The following is an 18,037-nucleotide window of genomic DNA, read 5'->3' as shown; positions in this document are numbered from 1 at the left end:
AAAGACAAGCCAGGACCAGTACAGTAAAAGAAACAAACGGGCATCCGTGCGAGCATGAGAGGAGAAAGAAGATGTATATCCCCAAGCACTTTCGATTGAATGAGGAAGAAAAAATCTTTCAGCTAATAGAGGAAAACGGCTTCGCCATCCTCTTCTCCCAGCATCAAGGCTCCCCTTGGGCGACTCATCTCCCATTGATGGTGGACCGGAGAGATCGTGTACTCTACGGACATATGGCGAGACCGAATGGTCAGTGGAAGGATGGGCAAGGACAGGAAGTATTGGCCGTCTTCCAGGGGGCACATGCTTACATCTCGCCGACCTGGTATGAATCCGATCAGGAGGTGCCGACCTGGAACTACGAGGCCGCCCACGTATACGGCAAGCTGGAGATCATGGAAGACAGCGAGGAAATACTGGACTCGCTGCAGCGACTGGTCGATCAGTATGAAGGGACAGAAAGCGCGTATTCCCTGGATCAGGTTGCCTCAGACAAGCTCAATGGACTGCAGAGAGGGATCGTAGCCTTCAGGATCCCGATTTCCAGGATGGAAGGAAAAGCGAAATTCAGCCAGCATCATCCGGAGGAAAGGCGTCGATCCGTCGCCAGTGAGTTACGGCGGACCGGTCGGGAAGGGGATGCTTTGGTAGCACAACGAATGGAAAAAGGGTTGGACCATTGAATCATTTTCCGGAAATCATGATGATTTTTTCCTCTAAAGGGTAACACTGTAGGTGAAAACCTTTTAGAAAGAGGGATGATCATGAAGAAATACATACTGGTAATCGGAGCCGCGGCTCTCTTGGCACTCGCGGGATGCGGCAATAGCCCGGACAGTCAGTCGGACAAAAAGGAATCCCATGACGAGCATGCGGATATGAACCATTCAGGTTCGGCCGAGATGCCTGAAGGACTTGAAGAAGCGGCAAACCCTGAATTCGAGACCGGAAGCAAAGTCACCATCAAGGCGGATCATATGAAGGGCATGGACGGGGCAGAAGGCATGGTCACCGGTGCCTATGATACCACTGCCTACGTCGTCGACTATAAGCCGACCGATGGAGGAGAAGAAGTGACGGATCACAAATGGGTGATCCAGGAAGAAATCAAAGACGCAGGGGATGAAGAACTCAAACCCGGCACCGAGGTCACCCTGGAAGCCGATCATATGAAAGGCATGAAGAATGCCAAAGCCACGATCGTGTCTGCGGAAAGAACGACGGTGTACACGGTTGACTACCAGCCGACAGATGGCGGGGATATGGTGAAGAATCATAAGTGGGTTGTGGAAAGTGAATTGGAGTCTGAATAAGGTTGTGTGAGCCGGCATGGATGTGCCGGTTTTTCTTTTTGCAATTCATTACACTTCCTATTTACGCCTTTATCTCACTTACCAAACTTATTTACCAAGCAGATGAAACTTTAGGATGTGATCATCCGTCTTTACTGGTAACGACACGACTACTTTTCTAGGGGAGTGGATGGTCATGGGGAGGGAATATCATGAAAAAATGGCTGATGAGCATATTGGTTACCGTCATCATACTGGCAGGCTGCTCGGCAAAAGAAGAAACCATTGCATTCAAGGATAAACAATTCGCTAATACGTTGATTGTCCAGAAGGTTGAAAACAATACCTCAACTGAAGAACAAACAAAAATGATAACAGAGAAAGATACGCTAGAAAAGGTTTTGACACAAGTGGAAGGGCTGGAGGTAGAGGAAATCAGTCAGGATTCGTTTATGAAGAAGCTGAAATCCAAAAGCTCCTACACGTTTGTTTTCCTTGGACCTGATCAAAAAGAGTCCGGCAAGGGGAAATACGCCTTTGCCATCCTTGAAGACGGCACGATCCTTTTCAACTTTACTGAAGTAGAGGATCCGGGATCCACGATGATTTCAAAACAGAAGCAGCCCGAGGTGTTGGAGGAACTGAAAGAAAAGCTCGATGTTTCATTTTAGGAGAATTGTCATTCCAAATCGGAATGGCTTTTTTAATTAAAAATGAAACTTTTTCCATTATCGCCCGTCTTTACGATAAATGGTCTAAGAAAGAAACGAGGTGACCTTGTTGGATGAGGGGTACAGGAAACAGAAAATACGCGAATGGTACGTGGAATATAGCGACGCGATCTTCCGTTATATCGTGCTGATGATCGGGGATCGTGAGCAGGCAAAGGATCTGACACATGATACGTTTCTGAAGGCCTTCCATCGACTGGAGGGGTTTCAGGGGGAAATGAGCGATAAGAATTGGCTGTATCGAATCGCCCGGAATGCCACGATTGATTTCATACGGAAGAGGAAGCCCCTTCACTATGTGACGGAGATGTTCACAGGGATGGGTGGTGCCACTCCAGAGGACGTTGTGGAAGCTGGGGAGGAAGAACGCATGGTATACGATGCAATGAGCCGGTTGAAGCGCTCGTATCGGGAGGTTCTTCTACTGAGGAAGATCAAGGGCCTGTCAATCCGTGAGACAGCAGATGTGCTCGGGTGGAAGGAGAGCAAGGTGAAGACGACGCTCTCAAGGGCGTTGCAGGCAATGAAAGCTCAGTTGGAAAAGGAGGGGTACCATCGTGAGTGAAGGGAATGAAAACATTCGATTTCCGTCCTATGAACATGTCTCCATGAAGCCGGATGAGCAGGAAGATGTTTACGAAAGGTTGGTGGAAAGTATGCAGAAAAAGGGCAGGAAGAAGCAACGCTTGGTCCCTACATTGCTGACTGCACTCCTAGCAGCACTGTTTATCCTCGTAGGGGGATACCTTCTGCTGAACACCGTGATGACAGATCAAACCGCGTCCCAGGAAGGAGAGGTCAAAGAGGTGCTGGAGAAAATCTTCACAGGACCGGATGATGAGCTGGCAAGCCTGATGGAGCAAGAGGATAGGTATATTGAAGAAGGAAATAGCGATGAGTATTTTGACCTGTTCCTCTCGTATTACAAGGATCTCTTTCGACCCTATATGTCCCCTGATACCATAGAGCAATATGTAAATGAAGGGAAAATCACTTTCCCTTATTACGCCTACTCAAGCGGATGTAAATTGAAAGCTGAGAAAATTGTCGTGAAGGAAAATGAAACAGTGCAGGGTTCATTTACGTTTACAGTGAAGGTCGTCTATAGTAGAGACGGTGATGAAAGAGGAACGGTAGATCTATCAGGCGATATCACTGTAAACGATCAAGGGTTGGTAGAGAGTATCAGATTCAGGGACAAGGGGGTAGGGGAGTTAATGGAAAAGGTAAGATAATCCTCCTTTTACCCTAGCGACAAAAAAGAACATCCCTATGAAGGATCTCGCTTGTACCATTTTTATACAAAAATGGTATGATGAAAGAAATAGTAAAGAAGAATAGGGTGGCTGTATGCATGGGAAGTTGAAAAGTTTAGTGGTGTTGGTTTTTAGTTTAGTAGCAGGGATCTGGATCTACATGGAGTATTTCTTGAATATGCTGCCCCGGTTCTTTCCCAATATGGAGAATATTGAGAAGACGATTCTCTCCATGGCGATTGTCGTGCTGACAATCTATGTTCTTCTGAAGTTGGTCTTGGGCATGGCTACGAAATGGGATCGATACGCACTGTTGCTGGCCTACTTTACGGTCCTGATCTTCGGTCTGTTGAGGCCGGATGGGCAGTATAGCATCGGGACGGGTGATGTGTCATGGAATCCCATTGCTTTCTTGTCGGACATACAAGGGGACCGGGCCTCACAATGGGTCATGGTGATCAACCTGATCATCTTTGTTCCTATGTATTTTCTTCTCACAGTTTCCAATGTGTTGAAGGGATTTAAGGGGCGATTCTTATTGTTCCAGGGGGTTGCCTGGACGTTGGAGTGGATGCAGCACATTCTGAATGTCGGACAGTTTGATCTCTCCGATCTGCTCTTATACACGGTTGGATTCTTGATTGGATACGGGATTGCCTTGCCTATCTTGAAAGTGGGGATTGGGAGGTATCCAGTGGAAGCGGTTCGGTACAGGTCAATGGGAAGGGGATAATGACCAACAAGGAGGAGAGAAAGATGAGTAGTTCAAAACTAGTATTTGCGCCACTTAGCTATACAGGGTGGGGATCGTTGGAGAACCTACTTCCTGAAGTGAGGAAGGCGGAGGCAAAGAGGATCCTCATTGTCACGGATCCGCAACTGGTCGAAATCGGGTTGACCCGGAACGTCACGGTACCCCTTGAGGAAGAGGGATTCGACATCACCATGTATACAGAAGTGGTACCTGAACCCCCGCTTTCTGTAGGGGAACAACTGGTGGCATTCACGAGGGAAGGAGGTTTCGACCTGGTGATCGGCATGGGAGGCGGGAGTGCTCTCGACCTGGCCAAGATGACCGCTGTCCTGTCTCAGCAGGAAGGGCGTGTAGAGGATTATCTGAATCTATCAGGCACGAAGGAAATCCAAGTGAAGGGACTTCCGAAGATCCTCATCCCGACCACAGCGGGAACCGGTTCGGAAGTGACCAACATTGCCGTCCTCTCTTTAGATTCCACGAAGGATGTCGTGACCCATGACAACCTATTGGCAGACGTTGCCATCATTGATCCCGAACTCACGCTGACGGTACCACCAAAGGTGACGGCGGCCACAGGGATCGATGCCCTGACCCATGCTGTCGAGGCATATGTCTCGATCAATGCAAGCCCGACAACGGACGCCCTGGCCCTGCACGCAATCAAGTTGATTGCAGGATCCATTCGTACGGCTGTGAGGGATGGTTGCGATCGGCAGGCACGCATTGATATGAGCTACGGAAGCTATATCGCGGGTCTTGCCTTCTTCAATGCAGGCGTAGCAGGTGTCCATGCTCTCGCCTATCCCCTTGGTGGTCAGTTCCACATTTCCCACGGAGAATCCAATGCCGTCCTCCTTCCTTATGTGATGGGGTATATCCGGAAGAGCTGTGAAGGGAGGATGGCAGACGTATTGGAAGCGATCGAAGGCAGGTCCAATGACTTGTCTAAGGAAGAAGCCTCAAGAAAATGCGTGGAAGAATTGGTTAGGATCGTCAGGGATGTCGGTATCCCACAGCGATTATCCCAGTTCGATATCCCCGAATCAGCCCTTGAAGAGCTGACGAAGGACGGTGTGAAACAGAAGAGACTGTTAGCCAGGAGTCCGATGGTGCTGGAGGAAGCGGATATCCACAGGATTTATCAAGCGGCTTATGATGGAGAAGTCGTGGAAGGGAAAAAACAATAATGTGAAAGAGGCGTGAGATCATAAACGATTTGCGGAAAGAGTACAAGGAACTGGATGCTTATTACAATCAAAAGAAATCGAATGTTGATCACTTATTGTTGATGCTGGAGAAGAACGGATTGTTTATCTTCTTGATATATGTTCCATTCTGGCTTTTCTTTAAAAGTTTCGGCTTTCTGTTTAGGTGGATTAACAGGCGGTTCAAGAAGCGGTGACCGAATGTACTCAAGCAGTAAAGCCGGCATCGGGATGCCGGCTCATTTTTATATCAGCGTCATCTGCCATGATACCCCGAATCGATCATTGACCCAGCCGAACTTCTGGCTGAACCCATAACCACCAAGAGGCATGAGGGCACTTCCGCCGTCGAGAAGCTTATCGTAAACGTGATCGATCTCTTCTTCACTGCTGCACTCCAGGAAGATGGAGAAGGCAGGGGTGAAGGTGAATCCATGCTTGATATGACTGTCTATGCACATGAACTCCTGACCCTTGATGGTGAAAGTGGCCGTCATGACGGTCCCCTCCTCACCGGGCCCATCAGCTCCGTAGCGGTTGATGCTTGTGATCTCTGAATCTTCAATGAGGGACGTGTAGAACGTCATCGCTTCTTCGGCGTCGGCGTTTTGGAACATAAGGAACGGGGTGGCTTTTTTCATGGGAACCTCCTAGTGGGTTTGAGTGATGAATCTATCGTAATCGTAGCACATGGGATAACGCTGGAAAAGCACATATGGACGTTTGGTTGAGCGGAACGCGGTTCAGTTCTCTTTTTAGACGACCCCGATTCCAATAGTAGATCAAGGAGTGATTCCGTGTATTTTTCTTCAAAAAAAGACGGCTGGATGGGATTCCTTCATCTTGTCATCCTGTTCCTATGTTTCGGACTGCCGATATTATCCGGGGAGTGGGTCGGAATCTTTGTTGTTCCACTAGTGCTTGGTGTCGTGAATCTTCTTATCTGGTTCCGCACGGGCTATCGTGTGGATGGAGAGGATCTGGTGGTTCATTATGGACCGATTACCTTCAAGGTTCCTATCCGCAAAATTGAGAGAGTTGATTTCATAAAAAGTCCGTTTGTAGGGCCGGCACTTTCAGTGGACCGGATGGGGATCACCCATTCGGCATCGAAGTTCCTGACGGTTTCCCCGAAGGATCAGGAGGGCTTCCTGCAGGCTTTGAAGGAATCGAATCCTCATATGGTCGTAAATCGGACGTGAGACGTAACAGTCAGTCAATCTCAGATCAAACAGAGGAACCTTTTTTAGTACACAACTAGTCCTCGCGTTGTTAACCCTGAGGTTCTTTATTAGGGGCGTTTTCGCCTATTTCTTTCACGAGAACGGCAGTGCCACAGATAAATACATCTTGAATGGGTCCATTCTGTTTGATGGTGACACCGACCATTCCGGATTTCCCTATTTCATTTCCCTGTTCCACGCTTATAGAACATTCGGTTAATCCCTCGTGTATGTACGTTGCGTAATAGGCTCCCATGACGCCTGATGCCGTTCCGGTCACAGGATCTTCCTCTGTCCCTGAATAAGGTGAAGAAAAGTGCCTTCCGTGAAGATCAGCATTCGGATTAAATGTTTGAGAACAGATTGGATGAATGGATGCTTTAGGCATTTGGGTCAATATGGAAGGGAAACGTTCATTGTCCGGCTTCATGCGCAAGAAGGACTCCAACGATTTAACAGGAACGATCAAAGTCCAATTACCCGTGCTGCCGAATACGATTGGAAGATCATCAGAAAGCTCGTCTGCTTCGATACCTAAAGCTTGGGAAAGCCTGCTGCGATCCCCAGTGAATTCAATAAATTCAGCAGTGTTCTGCTGCATCGTGATATAAAGGGTCTCCCTTCGTGCTAACCAAATGGGAAGTACACCCGCTCTGGTCTCTATGGTTATCTTTTCTTTTTGATTCAAAAGATCCTTATCTTCCAGGGCTTGAACTGCTGCAATCGTACCGTGTCCACAAAGATCCATTTCTTGGCCAGGGGTGAAGTATCTCAATTTAAAGTCCGCTATAGAAGAATGACCTACAAATGTGGTTTCATTAAAGCCTAGCTTGTAAGCGAGATTCTGCATATCTGTTTCTGGAATGGTATCTGCGTTCAAAACAATCCCTGCAGGATTCCCTTTGTTTATTTCCTTTGTAAACGCGTCATATTGATAAAGTAGAATTGTCATAGTATGAATCCTCCAAATAGGAATGAAATGGTCTCCGACTTGAACCAGTCGAGGCCTTTTTACGTTATAGGGGGTGAAGGGAACCCCTGCTGTAAACGATTAGGTTGTTATACGTTCAGATGTGAAGGCATCGTCCAATTCCATCAATTTTGCAATGATCATTCCTTCTATTTCGGTAGAGAATGGAATGCTTTCAGTACAATGCGGGCGTAACGCCTGATGGTCGCCGATCATGACGGCGTGCCTGGCCCCTTCGAACATGGTAATATCATTGGCGTCATTACCGAAGGCGATGTAATCGGTGATATTCAGGTGAGAGAGTGCTGCACGCTTTTGGATGCCTTTTGGGCTGCAGTCAATCACGTCCTCCTGTGCATGGAGGTGGAGGATGATATCCATTTCTCCGAGCTTTTCCAGAAGGCTTTCTTTTTCAACTGCGCTAAGGATGAGCAGCTTCACGATGGAGGGATGCTCACTGATGGGAATATTCTTGGCAAGGCGATGTGGATCCAGGTTGGTCAGGATCGGGTGATCGGCTCTGCCCGTATACGAATAATCCCACTCCCCGTCAATCAGGTAGGTGGCTTGATGCTCATGAAGGGTGCTCATCAGAGACTCGACAATGGCCGGTGAAAAAGCCTGAGAAAACGTGATGGTCCCGTTTTCGGAGATTAGTGCCCCGTTCCCGCCGATCAGCGTACCGTTATGGAACGGCTTTGGCAGGACAGGGAGCATATCCCGGATGGGTCTGGCCGAGGCGAATACAATCCGGTGGCCGGCTTCTTCAAGCTGCTGGAGTGCACGGGTGATGGCCGGTGAGATGGGTTTTCCTTTAAAGCAGATGGTTCCGTCTAAATCAAAAATGAAATGCATGGGTAGTCTCCTAGGATTATTTGATAGATTTATCGTATCAGTAATAACTTTCCATTTACACATGTATTTTTCTGAGAAGCGGCTTAGTTTCTAAAGTGAACAGATGAAGGGACTACCATATGAAACCAACATTCAAGATTAAGAATGGGGGCAGCTTACGAATTTCGGTATGCACGTTCATTCTGATTAAAGGAGCAGAAACCAGTATGTTTGTGACTTTATTCCTATACTCGACTAAAGAATACTGAAATTAGGCCGATGAAATACTTGGTAGAAAAACAGAAGAAGAGTATCGGAGGAAAATCGGATGAAGATATGGATGATCGCCGTTCCATTGACGTTAACCGTTGCTGTACTTGGGGCGTGCGCGGACGGGACTGGAAAAGCTGAAGCAGTGACAGATAAGGGAGAAGTGGTCCAGGCTGAAGGAAAGAAAGTGAAAGAGGGATCTGAAAAGGAAGAGCCTCAGGGAAAGCAGGTAAAAGAGCTTAGTACATATGAAAAAGTGGTGCTTGAAGATAAGGACGGGGAATGGGAAGTGACTGTGGAATATCCTTATTTCGGATATGAGAAATTGGATCGATTGATCGAAGAAGAGATGGAGAGTACGTTTGAAGGACAGATCGACAGCCTTGAGAAGCTTCGCCAAGAGCTTTCAAGTGATGGATTTGAGGATGAGAATTTCACGAAGTATTTCTTTAATAGGACTATGGAAGAGCCGATAATCACGGACGAAGTCGTCTCTATTTACTTTAGAGATTATTTAAACACTGGTGGTCAGGGTGTAATGGGCTCTGTCCCCATTAACTTCGATTTGAAAAAGGAGCGCGTGCTTACCCTTGAGGAAGTATTGAAAGAACATGAAACCTCTCTGGATATCATTGCAGAGGCATTGAGGGATAAGCTAATGACGGATGAACGTTTCGCTCAATACCGGCATGATGCTGTAGGTGATTATGCAGCAGGCGTAGCGGAAGAAACATCACTAGAGGAAATGGAAAGAAACGCATTCACACTTCAAGAGGATTCCATTACATTCTACCATCAGTATTATAGTATTTTCCCTAACGCTGAAGGAATTGTGGGAATCGAGCTCAAATGGAGTGAGTTGGAAGATTACCCAAAAAAGAATCACGATGAGGTCAATAATTACCGGGCCTACAGCTTTGGTGAACAGGTGAAGCCTGCAAAATCATTAACCTACCACGATAAGGACTTCGGATTTTCGTTTGCTTTTCCACCGTCTTGGAAAAATCATTATATGCTTCAAATACCTGATTCGTCCGACTTATTTGAGCCTTATCAGCCTTCAAAGGTAATTCAATTAAGCATGGTGGATGAAGGGAAGTTCATCGGCAGACTGGTGACAATCGGTGTACTGGAGGGTGTGACCCAAGAAGAAATGGAAGACTACTATGAAGGGTCATTGGGGACTGAAGCGTTCATGGCGGCAGGGAATAATCTGGTTTTAGTGTATTCCATCCCTTATGAACCGCCGGGTCAGACGCATGAAGAAGAATACTGGGAGCTCGGTGAACAGTATTTACAGATGGTGCAAGGGGATATGGACAAGATTGTTGAGTCGGTTAAGTTTGAGTAACGAATGTCGTCGTCTAGCGTCTGGGTGATGTATAGGATGAAGAGGAGAATCCTAAATAATTGGGAATTCGCCTCTTCTTAGGTTCAAAATTGTTGTTTCTTCCAATGCAATCTGAAAAAGATGACACCTGCTGTTATGACGAAAAGGGGGATGGCGATGAATTGTGCAATCGCAAATTTGAACCCCCATACATCATACCCGGGATCGCTGCTTTTACCTAGAAGAGCGATGGTCACCACGGTGAGGTAAGCGGCAGGAGGAATCACCCAGAGATATCGGCCCTTGGGAAGAAGGCTGATGAGGATCACGAGGAGAACCAGAAGGCCGCCCCATATGAATAGAAACATAGTGTTCGCTCCTTTAAGATACATATTCTATCTTCACTGGGACTAATCCAGAGTGGGATGGAAGCAATACTTCAATAAGTCTTCGTGCAAAGGCTTAGAAATAAACAGCCATCATAATAACCAAACTGACCACCGTATATAGCACCGCGCCATAAAAGACCCCGCCGACCTTGACCTTCGATTTCTCCACCTTCTGCACCTTCCAAACGGCTTCACTCGCATCCATGGTCGCAGCTCTTGAGAAAACTCCGCCACTGCTGCTGAAAAAGAACAAAAGGATTGAGGCGCCAAGTCCGATGAAGAAGCTGTATTCATTGTAGGAAAACGGTACGAGCCTGCTGGCAGTCCAAACGATCAGGCCCATGATGATGGCTGTACAGGTTGCCCAAATAGCGGTTTTATTCATTGGTCATTCCCCCTTTTATATATAAACGTATGATCACGAGGGAAGTTTCATCTTTATGGAAAAATATACAATTTTAATAAGGGAGCATCCACTGCTTGAAACTTCCTTTAGCGTCGCATCGTCTATAGGGACAGGAGGCTGATGGGTATGAAGAAAATCGTGGGGGCTTTATCGCTGATACTGGTGCTTGGCGGATGCAATTCCATTCAACCGAACATATCCGAGAAGGAAGTTCGATCCATTGTTATGAAGGAACATGAAAATTCCATTGGTGAAGTCGAGATTATTTCTGTTCAGCACAACTGGAGGGAATACATTGTGGAGTGGGAGAACACGGAGAACTGTGAGGCGGGGACGGACTATATCCACGATGCGACCGGTAAGGTGAAAAAGAGCGAGGTTAGCATTTGTTAGCTTGGAGGGAGGCGATCATTCGCCTCCTTCTTCCATGTCTGCCTTCTTTTCCTTCGGCGGGTCGAACACAAGATCCAACAGGGCGAGGAATAAGGCGATTCCGATCTGAGTCAGGGGCTGTATGTCAATGGACGACATGAGAGCCACTAGGATGGAAATGATGCCCCAGTTAATCAGGAAGGAGAAGAAGAAATAGCCTCCCTTCAATGCATTCCATGACCAGCGTCCCGACGCCCTCATGAGGCCGAACAGCAGCTTCACGATAAAATCTCCGATGAATCCGCAGATAAAATAAAACAAGGCGAACCAAAGCAGGGACCAGTAAGAGCTGTACTCGATGCCGATAATCCGGAAGAGACCGACGAATCCGAAGAAAATCAGGGCGACGACGAATCCGATGGCCGCGAGAATGATCAGACTGACAGATATGATGATGAATATCTTGGTTGGCAGTGATTCGTTTTTGAATGAGTCTTTGTCGGACATGATGAACCTCCGTGCTGTAATGGATCTTCAATAAGGCTTGAATGTTCCCCTTAGTTTCTTATGAAAGGCTTCCAATCTAGGAATCTTGCGGAATGTCAAGAACGATGTGATGGTCACAAAAATAAACAACCATTCATGTTCCTCCCCGCGGTTATCGATGATGGCGGATTTCACATGATCCCTCCTATGACCTTACTCCCTACAAAGTATAGTCCAAACTGGATTTTATGTAAAATAAAACCATTAAGAGGAACCTCGTCTCACCAACCCCGGTTTTCGTTTGATCAAAAGGGGCTCGGGATTCTTTCCTTGAAGGCGCTGTGTCAGCCTGCCCATGAGATCTAGCGCGATTTCGTCCAGAGCATACGAGATGGAAGAAAGGGTCGGGGAGGTCGTCAAGCAGATGGGATGATCATCAAACCCGATGATCTTCACGTCCTTCGGCACCGACAGACCTACTGCATTCGCAGCAGCGAGTAGCCCTGCGGCTACAAAATCACTGCCTGCCACGATCCCTTTTGGTGGCGAAGTGGTGAGGAAACGTTCCTCTCCCAATGCCACCCCGTCTTCAATGGTGATGACCTTGTTATGACAACAAGTGTCAGCGCACTCAAGTCCGTGATGGGCGTGTGCCCGCTTAAAACCCTCCCAACGCTTCTGTTGGAGAGGGGAGTCCATATCGTCTCCGCAGAAGATGAGGGGGAAAGCCCCCCGATGAAGAAGGTGATCGGTGGCGATGAACGTCGCTTCCTCTTCATCCACGCCGACGGTATCAAAGTGTGCCCCATCGAACTGTTCATTGCACACGACGACGATCTGATCCTGAACCCTCGACTTGATCTCATCTTCCGCGAAGGTGGAGTGGGTGAGGATCAAGGCATCGACCTCTTTATGAATCAAGGCATCATAGATCTCTGATTCAGCATCCTGGGAAAAGAAGGTCTGGTGGATGACCATCTTATACCCGGCGTCCCGGCAGGTTTTTGTAAGGATACCCGCAAGGCGGCTGAAGTAGGGATGATCCAGGAGAGGCACGACAATCCCGATCGTGTGATTTCGTTGCAAACGGAGCTGGACGCCACGGAGATTTCGGACGTAGGAAAGTTCCTTGATGGCTTCTTCCACCTTCCTCCGACTGTCTTCCGAGACATGGGGATGGTGATTCAGGACCCGTGAAACGGTCGATTTGGACACTCCGCTTACACGGGCGATATCAAGAATGGTCGGCATCGGTCAATCTCCCTCCAAGTTATGTATTGACATGGGAACGTTCCCAGAGAGTACGTTGAATTTATCTTACTAGGAGGTGTCCATATGCCGCAAGATGTTTACCATTCGACAGGCGAGACCAGGTACATCGCATTTTTTGATTTTGATGAAACGTATTTCCCTCATGCATGCACAGAGGAGCAGCTCATGATGGTCCATGAACTGGAGGAGTATCTTCAATGGCTTGCGTCTGAGCAACATGTGAAGATCGGATGGGTGACAGGCAGCAGTCTCACCCAGGTCGAGGAGAAGATGAAGAAGGCGAGGATGCGGTATCTTCCCCACTTCATCTCAAGCAACCTCGGGACGGAAATGTGGGAAGTGAATGCAAGCCAATGCTACCGTCCCATTCCGGAATGGGAGAAGAGGATTGCCCGGTCAGGCTTCTCCCATGGAGTCGTACAGGAGATCCTGGATGACTTAAAGAACATCTACTCTATCAAACTGACCCCTCAAACCCAGTTCGGGCAGGGGACTTATAAGATGAACTACTATTACTATCCCGCTTCGGACACAGGTGTCGATTATCACCTCGGCATCATCCGTCAGCTCGCGTTCAATCACGGTGTAGGAATCAACATCAACCGTTGCAACCCGAAGGCAGGAGACCCGGAAAATGCGTACGACGTCGACTTCATTCCCAAAGGGACGGGCAAGAAGGCCGCGGTCAGCTTCATGAAGAAACATTACAACGTCCCCAGTAGCCGCACCCTAGCCTTCGGTGACAGCGGCAACGACCTGGAAATGGTGAAGACTGTAGAGCACGGTTATCTTCTAGGAAATGCCACGGAAGAAGCGAAAAGGAAGCATGACTTCATAACAGAAGGTGAATACGGGAAAGGGATCATGGAAGTGTGTGGGAGAGTGTTTTCGCAGCTGGTTTGATAGGGAGGGGTCATTGTGTAAGGACTGAAGAAGACACAGAAAAAGTAAAAACAATTTACTATATAACAACCAGAACATTTTGTAGATGATAGTGTTCTGGTTTTAATAGTGAATCTCTAGATACCCCTATGTCTATTCTGTTGATGCGACAGGACAAGCATACAATCCGTTCTATGAAAAAAGAATATAGTAAAAGTATGATAGCTGAAATGATAGATTTACTTTTCAAGATGTTCAGCTATTATATCCATTCTATTTTAAGGAGGTGAACGATATGGCCGAACAAGTTTTAGATATGAAAGCGAGCGTACCGCGCAATGGTCCTACCACCCCAACTCCCATTCCCCCAACTCCCGTCGGAATCACACCAGCAACCAATAAATACTCGATTGCAGGTGGTACATTCTTTCAGTCAGACCTGGGAATGTTCCTGACTCCCCTAACCCCTACAAATCGCGTCGTCCTTTCAGGTACGATTGGCCTTCAGAGTACTACTTCTGTAGAGCCAGTTATTATACGGATTTACAAAAGCACAAATTCCTTTACCATAGGTACAGAAATATTTAGTACCCAATTAGGACTCGAAGGATTTTTTGAGAGTTTCTATACTGCTTCTTTTGAAACCACAGACTTTAACACCGCCGATCAATTTAGTGTATACAATCTAACAATTGAATCTCCATCTGGTGCAGCTGATTTGAATGTGGTAGGTCCCATTACCTTTCAAGGAGTAGCATACGGTCCCATCGCATAATAGAGTAGAGCAGTAGAACTAGAAGAACCCCACTTGCGTTATCGTAAGTGGGGTTGTTTTGGTTTGTCAGGGGGAATCATTCCCGCCTGTAGTCATACACCTCATCCGGTACATGAAGGACTTGATCGTTAATTTGCACCGTATCATCGTCTACCCAACTGACCTCGCCCTCTTCTTCATGGTACTGCCAATAGATATTCTTCACTCCACGATCTTTCTCGTTGGATGTCAGTACGCCAAGCACAGCATAGTCGACGGTCGCGCCGCCATTGTTCCGGAAGGTTTGTACGGTATAACGTCCGTCCGGTGACGTTTCTTCTGTAATGAGTTCCCCTGGCTCCAGTCGGTCTATGTCAAAGAAAGCACAATGCATGAGGGCGATGATTCCCCAGCTCACTGCAGCCGTGAACACGATGGTGGAAATCGTGATGGTGAAGCCGACGGGGTGTTTTTTGATGAACTTCTTTATTGTTTCTTACCTCCTTAGCGAAAAAAGACGGATTATTTCTAAAATAATGTCGAATTTTCTGGTGAGTTGTTAATGGCGACCCTGTTTTGTAGTATAATGGAAATTATCAAAAAGTTGGAGTGTTTTTTATGGCATACACGATACCAGAAACGATCCGAACGACGGCCACGGCCGGTGAGAGGCTTCTTTTTCGTACCTTGAAGACGTATTTACCTGATGATTATATTGTGTACTATGAGCCTGAGATCCACGGGAAGCGTCCGGATTTCGTGGTCATCGGACCTGATCTGGGGTTTGTGGTGCTTGAGGTGAAGGATTACACGAAGAGTACGCTATTGCAATTGAACCATGATGAGTGGACGCTACATACCTCGTCGGGGGAACAACGTACGGTGAAGAATCCGTTGAAGCAAGCGCGAGAGTATGCATTCAAGATCTCGGACGTACTGAAGAAAGATAAGAACCTCGTCCAGTTGGAGGGGAAATATCAGTTCCAGTTGAAATTCCCGTATGGCTTCGGAGCGGTCTTCACACGCCTTCATCAGAAGGATTTCATACAGGACGGGCTGTATGCCGTCGTCGAGCCGTCCTTCTGCCTGACGCGCGATGAAATCGACCCGGATAAAGAAGGATTCTCCGAAGAAATCCTGATGGAGAAGATCATGAATATGTTCACGATCCCATACCGGTTGAAGGAACCCCTTACAAAAGAAGAGATGGATGCAATCCGGTATCATCTCTTCCCAGAGGTGAGGATCAGTGCCGAGTTCAAAAAGCCCGTTCCGTATCAGGATCAGCTACTGCTGTCTCTTCATGATGTGAAGGCGATGGACCTTCATCAGGAGAACCTTGCGAAGCAGCTCGGCGATAAGAACCGCCTGATCCGTGGGGTGGCCGGAAGTGGGAAAACGCTGATCCTGGCAAGTCGTGCGAAGCTTCTTGCAAAAGAGCATCCAGATTGGAAGATCCTCATCCTCTGCTATAACATTTCCCTTTCAAGGAATATTGAGCAGATTGTGACCCATATGATGAATGAACCAGACGATCTGTTCGACTTAGCAGAAGACGAGGGGAAAGGCAGGACCCATCATGTGACGGTCCGGAATTTCCACGCGTGGTTGAAGCATGACCTGAAGATTACGGAGAAAACCATTCCGGCCGTACTTGATAAGATCAAGAAAGGCGAGGCGATCCTTCCCGGCTATGATGCGATCCTGATCGATGAGGGGCAAGACTTTGAATCATCGTGGTTCGAGCTTGTAGCGAATCTCCTAAATCCCGAGACCCAATCCCTCCTTCTTGTAGAGGACAGGGCGCAGTCAATCTATAAACGGAAGCGGAGCTATCTGCAGGATATGGGACTGAGCTTCCAGGGGCGTTCGAAGGTGTTGAGCATCAATTACCGCAATACGGCCCAGGTCGTGAAGTTCGCGTGGGATTTCTATAAGACCCATTCAGCATTGAAGAACAAGGTCGTGGACCGCGGATTCGAAGGCGAGATCATCGCTCCCCAGAGCACGAAGCGAAAAGGTGTCGAACAGATGATCATCAAGGCTGCTACGTTCGACCAAGAAGCACGCTCCGTTGCCAAACTGATCAACAGGCTGAACAAGGAAAAGCATGTGCCCTACTCGGAGATGCTCATCCTTTATCGCGTGAAGAAGTCCCATAAGACCAGCTACATCGATATCCTCAAGCACGAGCTTTCCAAAGAAGGAATCGACCACTTCTGGCTGACGGAAAACAGCGAATCAAAACGGAGCTTCGACATGGACGATGGCCGCGTCAAAATCAGCACCATCGACAGCAGCAAAGGCTTGGACTTCCAAGCGGTTTTCATCCTGAACGTCGACAACATGCCATTTGCACTGGAAGACGACGTAGAGCGCGAAGTATCCCTCCTCTACATCGGCATGACCAGGGCGAAGCAATACCTGTGTCTGTCCTATTCGGCCGAGTCGGAGTTCACGAAATACTTCGATGGGCTGGTGCAGGAGAGAAAAGAGAAAAAAGAGAAGAGCAAGAGCGTGGGTGGGTAGTCATCTATGCTTTTTTCTACACATAGGATTTTATTTCTCCAGAAGCATCCGATTCAACTCCGAAAGGGATAGAGTCATCTCCAATCCTTCCATGGACCTTGATCCGTCTCGATGGATGACAACCTCTGGTTTCAAGTCTTCCGAGTCCCTCACCCATGAAACATCCATTGTGTTCAGAATGGTTTTCACCTTGCTCTTATACGCGGAAGGCATGGGGGCGAGGTAGACAGTCTTTCCAGCCACATCATTAAGTTTTTTGTAAGGAGATGATTCTTTTGCAGGTTCGATCGATACGGTCTCCAAAAACCACTCATCCGACATGATGGGGACCCCAAGGTTCCGGGCGCGCTCCAGCTTGCTTCCCGGGCGTTTACCGACGATGAGGAAGTCTGTTTTGGATGTGATGGTATTGCTAACGGTGGCCCCGCAACTTCTCGCGGCTTTGCTCATTCGCACCCGGGGCTGGGCACTGGCTCCGGTGAACACGATGGACTTTCCTTGGAAAATCCTGCGATCGCGTTCCGCCTTGGCTAAGTGAACAGGATTCCACTCCAGCGGTGAGGCCCCGCTGATCACTTCAAGCAGGAGTAGCGCATTCAAATAGGCTTTGTGGTCAACGGGCAACCCTACTTTGAAATAATGTGAGAGGTAACTCAGGGTATAGGAGAGCAGATGGGGATAGGTGTGCTTGATGGCGACCTGTGCACTGAAGCATTCCCTGCCTTCATCCAGCCATCCGTCGTGTAAAAGAGTGGCTCGGTCCAAGGTTGCATTGAACGAAACAACCGGGTATGGGTAGTCTTCGAGTAGCTCACGGAAGGTTTGTTTCATCTTTATGTGATTTGAGATTTTCACATATCCAGCGCCAAAACCGAAGGCAGTCATGGTCTCGTCCTTTATTTCAAAAAAGTAATGCTTATCAATGATGACCCCGTCCTCCACAACAAGCGCGGCGACTTGAAAGATTCCGGAATCAGGAGCGGCACTTCCCGTTTCAATGTCAATCAGTATCATGTTTTTCAAGGGGAAGCCTCCTCAGTTCAATATGTATCATTCACATAGTGAAGCAGAGATTGTAT

The 18,037-nt window shown here is 47.7% G+C and carries 23 protein-coding genes; 13 read left to right on the top strand and 10 right to left on the bottom strand.

The genetic code is table 11. From position 1 onward, the window contains the following. The first annotated feature begins 71 nt into the window (after positions 1-71). From ACNA6I_RS14530 to ACNA6I_RS14500, 7 genes are all read left to right on the top strand, one after another. The gene (locus ACNA6I_RS14530; protein WP_416313656.1) at positions 72-683 is read left to right on the top strand and encodes an FMN-binding negative transcriptional regulator; all 612 of its coding nucleotides are present in this window, start codon (positions 72-74) and stop codon (positions 681-683) included. A gap of 81 nt (positions 684-764) precedes the next feature. After that, positions 765-1,313, top strand: coding sequence for a YdhK family protein (locus ACNA6I_RS14525; protein WP_063191019.1), 549 nt, complete (start codon positions 765-767; stop codon positions 1,311-1,313). A 191-nt stretch (positions 1,314-1,504) separates the two neighbouring features. Beyond that, positions 1,505-1,963, top strand: coding sequence for a hypothetical protein (locus ACNA6I_RS14520; protein ID WP_048005588.1), 459 nt, complete (start codon positions 1,505-1,507; stop codon positions 1,961-1,963). A 100-nt stretch (positions 1,964-2,063) separates the two neighbouring features. After that, entirely contained in the window at positions 2,064-2,588 is a 525-nt protein-coding gene (locus ACNA6I_RS14515) for an RNA polymerase sigma factor (protein WP_262370580.1), read from the top strand. Then, positions 2,581-3,258 (top strand): hypothetical protein, encoded by a 678-nt coding sequence (locus tag ACNA6I_RS14510; protein ID WP_148796937.1) that lies wholly within the window; start codon positions 2,581-2,583, stop codon positions 3,256-3,258. The genes ACNA6I_RS14515 and ACNA6I_RS14510 overlap by 8 nt, the downstream gene beginning before the upstream one ends. A 115-nt stretch (positions 3,259-3,373) precedes the next feature. After that, positions 3,374-4,012, top strand: coding sequence for a VanZ family protein (locus ACNA6I_RS14505; RefSeq protein ID WP_048012334.1), 639 nt, complete (start codon positions 3,374-3,376; stop codon positions 4,010-4,012). A gap of 23 nt (positions 4,013-4,035) precedes the next feature. Next, positions 4,036-5,223 (top strand): iron-containing alcohol dehydrogenase, encoded by a 1,188-nt coding sequence (locus ACNA6I_RS14500; protein WP_416313655.1) that lies wholly within the window; start codon positions 4,036-4,038, stop codon positions 5,221-5,223. 263 nt (positions 5,224-5,486) lie between these two features. On the opposite strand, the gene ACNA6I_RS14495 is transcribed toward ACNA6I_RS14500, so the two are convergent. Further along, positions 5,487-5,882: a VOC family protein gene (locus ACNA6I_RS14495; protein WP_416313654.1), complete on the bottom strand. Its 396-nt coding sequence runs from the start codon at positions 5,880-5,882 to the stop codon at positions 5,487-5,489. A 156-nt stretch (positions 5,883-6,038) separates the two neighbouring features. Here ACNA6I_RS14495 and ACNA6I_RS14490 point away from each other — a divergent pair, with 156 nt between their 5' ends. After that, positions 6,039-6,443: a PH domain-containing protein gene (locus ACNA6I_RS14490; protein ID WP_416313653.1), complete on the top strand. Its 405-nt coding sequence runs from the start codon at positions 6,039-6,041 to the stop codon at positions 6,441-6,443. A 70-nt stretch (positions 6,444-6,513) separates the two neighbouring features. On the opposite strand, the gene ACNA6I_RS14485 is transcribed toward ACNA6I_RS14490, so the two are convergent. After that, positions 6,514-7,416, bottom strand: coding sequence for a PhzF family phenazine biosynthesis protein (locus ACNA6I_RS14485; protein ID WP_416313652.1), 903 nt, complete (start codon positions 7,414-7,416; stop codon positions 6,514-6,516). Between the two features lie 99 nt (positions 7,417-7,515). Then, positions 7,516-8,289 (bottom strand): HAD-IIB family hydrolase, encoded by a 774-nt coding sequence (locus tag ACNA6I_RS14480; RefSeq protein WP_416313651.1) that lies wholly within the window; start codon positions 8,287-8,289, stop codon positions 7,516-7,518. Between the two features lie 307 nt (positions 8,290-8,596). On the opposite strand from ACNA6I_RS14480, the gene ACNA6I_RS14475 reads away from it, so the two are divergent. Then, positions 8,597-9,889, top strand: a complete 1,293-nt coding sequence (locus ACNA6I_RS14475; RefSeq protein WP_416313650.1) for a hypothetical protein — start codon at positions 8,597-8,599, stop codon at positions 9,887-9,889. An 83-nt stretch (positions 9,890-9,972) separates the two neighbouring features. On the opposite strand, the gene ACNA6I_RS14470 is transcribed toward ACNA6I_RS14475, so the two are convergent. Then, the gene (locus ACNA6I_RS14470; protein WP_416313649.1) at positions 9,973-10,236 is read right to left on the bottom strand and encodes a DUF4017 family protein; all 264 of its coding nucleotides are present in this window, start codon (positions 10,234-10,236) and stop codon (positions 9,973-9,975) included. Positions 10,237-10,330: 94 nt separating this feature from the next. Beyond that, complete coding sequence (locus tag ACNA6I_RS14465) at positions 10,331-10,642, bottom strand: hypothetical protein (protein ID WP_048005578.1); 312 nt, start codon at positions 10,640-10,642, stop codon at positions 10,331-10,333. Positions 10,643-10,789: 147 nt separating this feature from the next. Here ACNA6I_RS14465 and ACNA6I_RS14460 point away from each other — a divergent pair, with 147 nt between their 5' ends. After that, positions 10,790-11,056, top strand: coding sequence for a hypothetical protein (locus ACNA6I_RS14460; RefSeq protein ID WP_048005577.1), 267 nt, complete (start codon positions 10,790-10,792; stop codon positions 11,054-11,056). Positions 11,057-11,071: 15 nt separating this feature from the next. Here the strand turns inward: ACNA6I_RS14460 and ACNA6I_RS14455 are convergent, their stop codons facing one another. The 3 genes from ACNA6I_RS14455 to ACNA6I_RS14445 all read right to left on the bottom strand — a co-directional run bounded on the left by ACNA6I_RS14455 (position 11,072) and on the right by ACNA6I_RS14445 (position 12,772). Beyond that, positions 11,072-11,542 carry a YrvL family regulatory protein gene (locus ACNA6I_RS14455; RefSeq protein WP_367259089.1) on the bottom strand — a complete coding sequence of 157 codons (471 nt, stop codon included), beginning with the start codon at positions 11,540-11,542 and terminating at the stop codon, positions 11,072-11,074. 27 nt (positions 11,543-11,569) lie between these two features. Further along, on the bottom strand, positions 11,570-11,716 hold the full coding sequence (locus tag ACNA6I_RS14450; protein ID WP_197082206.1) for a hypothetical protein: 147 nt from the start codon (positions 11,714-11,716) through the stop codon (positions 11,570-11,572). Positions 11,717-11,785: 69 nt separating this feature from the next. Continuing rightward, positions 11,786-12,772, bottom strand: a complete 987-nt coding sequence (locus ACNA6I_RS14445; protein ID WP_416313648.1) for a LacI family DNA-binding transcriptional regulator — start codon at positions 12,770-12,772, stop codon at positions 11,786-11,788. An 84-nt stretch (positions 12,773-12,856) separates the two neighbouring features. Between ACNA6I_RS14445 and ACNA6I_RS14440 the strand changes: the two genes are divergently transcribed. Further along, positions 12,857-13,696: an HAD-IIB family hydrolase gene (locus ACNA6I_RS14440; RefSeq protein WP_416313647.1), complete on the top strand. Its 840-nt coding sequence runs from the start codon at positions 12,857-12,859 to the stop codon at positions 13,694-13,696. A gap of 274 nt (positions 13,697-13,970) precedes the next feature. After that, on the top strand, positions 13,971-14,450 hold the full coding sequence (locus ACNA6I_RS14435; RefSeq protein WP_416313646.1) for a hypothetical protein: 480 nt from the start codon (positions 13,971-13,973) through the stop codon (positions 14,448-14,450). Between the two features lie 76 nt (positions 14,451-14,526). Here ACNA6I_RS14435 and ACNA6I_RS14430 read toward each other — a convergent pair whose 3' ends face one another. Next, a complete protein-coding gene (locus ACNA6I_RS14430; protein ID WP_416313645.1) occupies positions 14,527-14,862 on the bottom strand; it encodes a DUF5412 family protein in 336 nt (111 codons plus the stop codon). 185 nt (positions 14,863-15,047) lie between these two features. Between ACNA6I_RS14430 and ACNA6I_RS14425 the strand changes: the two genes are divergently transcribed. Then, complete coding sequence (locus ACNA6I_RS14425) at positions 15,048-16,958, top strand: 3'-5' exonuclease (protein WP_416313644.1); 1,911 nt, start codon at positions 15,048-15,050, stop codon at positions 16,956-16,958. A 30-nt stretch (positions 16,959-16,988) separates the two neighbouring features. On the opposite strand, the gene ACNA6I_RS14420 is transcribed toward ACNA6I_RS14425, so the two are convergent. After that, the gene (locus tag ACNA6I_RS14420) at positions 16,989-17,972 is read right to left on the bottom strand and encodes a BRCT domain-containing protein (protein WP_416313775.1); all 984 of its coding nucleotides are present in this window, start codon (positions 17,970-17,972) and stop codon (positions 16,989-16,991) included. Positions 17,973-18,037 lie beyond the last annotated feature (65 nt).

The sequence above is a fragment of the Rossellomorea sp. FS2 genome, assembly GCF_047915635.1.
In the GTDB taxonomy this organism is placed as follows: domain Bacteria; phylum Bacillota; class Bacilli; order Bacillales; family Bacillaceae_B; genus Rossellomorea; species Rossellomorea marisflavi_A.
The sequence above is the reverse complement of the archived record's forward strand: the minus strand, read 5'-3'. Positions and strand labels throughout refer to the sequence as shown.

Coding starts and splice junctions, on each gene's coding strand:
- ACNA6I_RS14420 (WP_416313775.1), bottom strand. CDS start 17,972: ATGATACTGATTGACATTGAAACGGGAAGTGCCGCTCCTGATTCCGGA.
- ACNA6I_RS14460 (WP_048005577.1), top strand. CDS start 10,790: ATGAAGAAAATCGTGGGGGCTTTATCGCTGATACTGGTGCTTGGCGGA.
- ACNA6I_RS14520 (WP_048005588.1), top strand. CDS start 1,505: ATGAAAAAATGGCTGATGAGCATATTGGTTACCGTCATCATACTGGCA.
- ACNA6I_RS14505 (WP_048012334.1), top strand. CDS start 3,374: ATGCATGGGAAGTTGAAAAGTTTAGTGGTGTTGGTTTTTAGTTTAGTA.
- ACNA6I_RS14455 (WP_367259089.1), bottom strand. CDS start 11,542: ATGTCCGACAAAGACTCATTCAAAAACGAATCACTGCCAACCAAGATA.
- ACNA6I_RS14475 (WP_416313650.1), top strand. CDS start 8,597: ATGAAGATATGGATGATCGCCGTTCCATTGACGTTAACCGTTGCTGTA.
- ACNA6I_RS14470 (WP_416313649.1), bottom strand. CDS start 10,236: ATGTTTCTATTCATATGGGGCGGCCTTCTGGTTCTCCTCGTGATCCTC.
- ACNA6I_RS14480 (WP_416313651.1), bottom strand. CDS start 8,289: ATGCATTTCATTTTTGATTTAGACGGAACCATCTGCTTTAAAGGAAAA.
- ACNA6I_RS14445 (WP_416313648.1), bottom strand. CDS start 12,772: ATGCCGACCATTCTTGATATCGCCCGTGTAAGCGGAGTGTCCAAATCG.
- ACNA6I_RS14465 (WP_048005578.1), bottom strand. CDS start 10,642: ATGAATAAAACCGCTATTTGGGCAACCTGTACAGCCATCATCATGGGC.
- ACNA6I_RS14530 (WP_416313656.1), top strand. CDS start 72: ATGTATATCCCCAAGCACTTTCGATTGAATGAGGAAGAAAAAATCTTT.
- ACNA6I_RS14525 (WP_063191019.1), top strand. CDS start 765: ATGAAGAAATACATACTGGTAATCGGAGCCGCGGCTCTCTTGGCACTC.
- ACNA6I_RS14500 (WP_416313655.1), top strand. CDS start 4,036: ATGAGTAGTTCAAAACTAGTATTTGCGCCACTTAGCTATACAGGGTGG.
- ACNA6I_RS14485 (WP_416313652.1), bottom strand. CDS start 7,416: ATGACAATTCTACTTTATCAATATGACGCGTTTACAAAGGAAATAAAC.
- ACNA6I_RS14440 (WP_416313647.1), top strand. CDS start 12,857: ATGCCGCAAGATGTTTACCATTCGACAGGCGAGACCAGGTACATCGCA.
- ACNA6I_RS14425 (WP_416313644.1), top strand. CDS start 15,048: ATGGCATACACGATACCAGAAACGATCCGAACGACGGCCACGGCCGGT.
- ACNA6I_RS14435 (WP_416313646.1), top strand. CDS start 13,971: ATGGCCGAACAAGTTTTAGATATGAAAGCGAGCGTACCGCGCAATGGT.
- ACNA6I_RS14495 (WP_416313654.1), bottom strand. CDS start 5,882: ATGAAAAAAGCCACCCCGTTCCTTATGTTCCAAAACGCCGACGCCGAA.